The organism is Caldisericia bacterium, assembly GCA_021158845.1.
GTDB lineage: Bacteria > Caldisericota > Caldisericia > B22-G15 > B22-G15 > B22-G15.
Map to the genome: position 1 here is coordinate 1 of JAGGSY010000077.1, position 2,196 is coordinate 2,196.

The 2,196-nt window shown below is 37.2% G+C and carries 2 protein-coding genes; both read right to left on the reverse strand.

Annotated elements, in window-relative coordinates; genetic code table 11:
* The coding region (locus J7J33_03050) for an NTP transferase domain-containing protein (protein MCD6168267.1) at positions 1 to 340 on the reverse strand (340 nt) is incomplete at its 3' end.
* 492 nt (positions 341 to 832) lie between these two features.
* Positions 833 to 1,888, reverse strand: a complete 1,056-nt coding sequence (locus J7J33_03055; protein ID MCD6168268.1) for a hypothetical protein — start codon at positions 1,886 to 1,888, stop codon at positions 833 to 835.
* Between the last annotated feature and the right edge of the window lie 308 nt (positions 1,889 to 2,196).

The window sequence follows — 2,196 nt, forward strand, 5'->3', positions numbered from 1 at the left end:
CAATGCCCTCTCTGAGTATATTATCACCAAGATACATCACAAAATCGTCATCACCGAGATAATCCCTTGCAACCTTTATCGCATGGGCCAGTCCGAGGGGCTCCCCCTGATAAATGAACTCAATATCCGCATCCCAATCGACGCTTTTTACGGCTTCAATCACCTGATCCTTGTTGGGCCCAACAATGATTCCAATGTCATGAATTCCCGCCTCTATGACATCTTCAATCGCATAAAAGAGAACTGGCTTGTTCGCAACTGGTATAAGCTGCTTCTGCTGAGAATAAGTCAAAGGCCTCAATCTCGTACCATGACCACCGGACAAAATTAGAGCTTTCATTTGGCTACACCGAATCTTCATTTACCACTTACTCAATTAAAAAGTTTCGCCAGTGGAAGATTACACTTGAACCCTCACCCTTCAGGGTGAGGCTTGAAAAAGAAAATGTCACCGCCCATATGAAGCGTTTAAAGAGAACATGTAAAAATATTAAGCAGTGTTTTTGAAGAAAGAGGTTGAAAGTGTTTGGAGATCTTGGGGGACTTAGTAAGGAGAAACACCTGTAACTGAAAGTCCAAAATGGTTCAAAAAGCTCTTTGAAAAGGATTAATCACTTGTCAATTAGTTGTTTAGATGAAGAAACACGCATAGAATACCTGCTAACACTAAAAACTCAAAAAGACAACTGTAAAGTTAAGATCATAAAAGAGAAAAAACTATAAGATATGAGATCAGATAACGGGTACACTCCCTCCTGAGAGTGTACCCTCAATGGGGTATTGAAGGGTAATGATATATAAGGATTTTGGTTATGTCATGATAACTGAGACTTTACACCCCCGTAGTCTCATAGCTTTTGATGATTTCTAAAACATGGAATATTTCAATGGGATACCTAAGTTCCTTTTTGAGATATTCTGCTTTTTTCCTACCCTGGTCTCCAAAATAAACTATAATGTCATTTTCTCTGATGTTGTAGGCATCCTTTTCGAAAGATATGAACTTTAATCCTCCATTTCTATCTGAGGCAAATCTGAGAAGATACTGAAAAGACGGTGAATGCTCTATAACAGTTCTCTCTTCTTTTCCCATCAGTCCTTCAGGCAGAAGATATATCATTGGCCTTACAAGATGCTCCTTAATTGGAACTTTTCTCCTTGAGTATGGTGCCAGATACTTGACATCTCTGTTTCCACTATAAAACACTTTAAACTTTTTAAAACCCAAATGAGCTTCATTAAGCGTATACATCTCTGTATTCCCCAAACGGATGTTATATTCCATTATTCTCTGATGAATGTGTTCAAGAACTATATCTGCGGCAGAGATAAACATATTAACCTGGTCACCTTTAGGAAAAATGACTGGCTGATTATCTTCTACCAGTTCATCCCAAGCATAAGTAAGTTCTTGTTCATCGAAATTGTCCAAATGTACATCAATGTTATTTAACCCTAACTCCTTTAATGATTTCCACGCAGTAATATACGGGAAATAACTGGTTAGTTTGTCTATAAATTTCATAGGTTTCTCAGTCTTTGTTGCCTTATCTTTTGCATAATATTTAACCTCGGTTAAACGTTTTGTATTGAACACCGATAAAACAAAATTGACAGTGACTTTGGATTCATTTATGATGGATGCAAATCCTTCCATAATTTTAGTTGAGTCATTATGTCCAAATAATGATTTTATGTCCCTACTCTTGAATATATATCTTGGATTTTTAGTGTGGAAATTCTCTTTAAGGTCTTCAAAATACTCAGTACAATTCTCTTTGAATTTTTCAGGTTTCTTAAACAATAACGCAACACCAATATTGGCTTTAAACTGTTTTTTACGAACAATAACAAATGATTTTGAGTCCGCAGATAAAATTTTACCCACCACTCTCCCTCCGATTTATAGATTATCCTTCGTGAATTTATTAAATTTGCTCTACTTTCCCTGTCTTAATTATAACACCTAGAAGTGACATCTTCCTGAAGGATGAGGTTTAGAGAAGAAAAATAAAATCTACCCTCCAAGCGCAACCTTAATTCCCTTCAAGATACTGACCACCTCATCGATTATCTCCCCTAATCCAAGCTCAGCTAAAGTCTTCTCGATTTTAACCTCCATGTGGATCGGCACCTTAAAGGTCTCCTCAAAGGGAACAACCACCGTTTCATTCACCGGAACCTCAACCGTCAAAT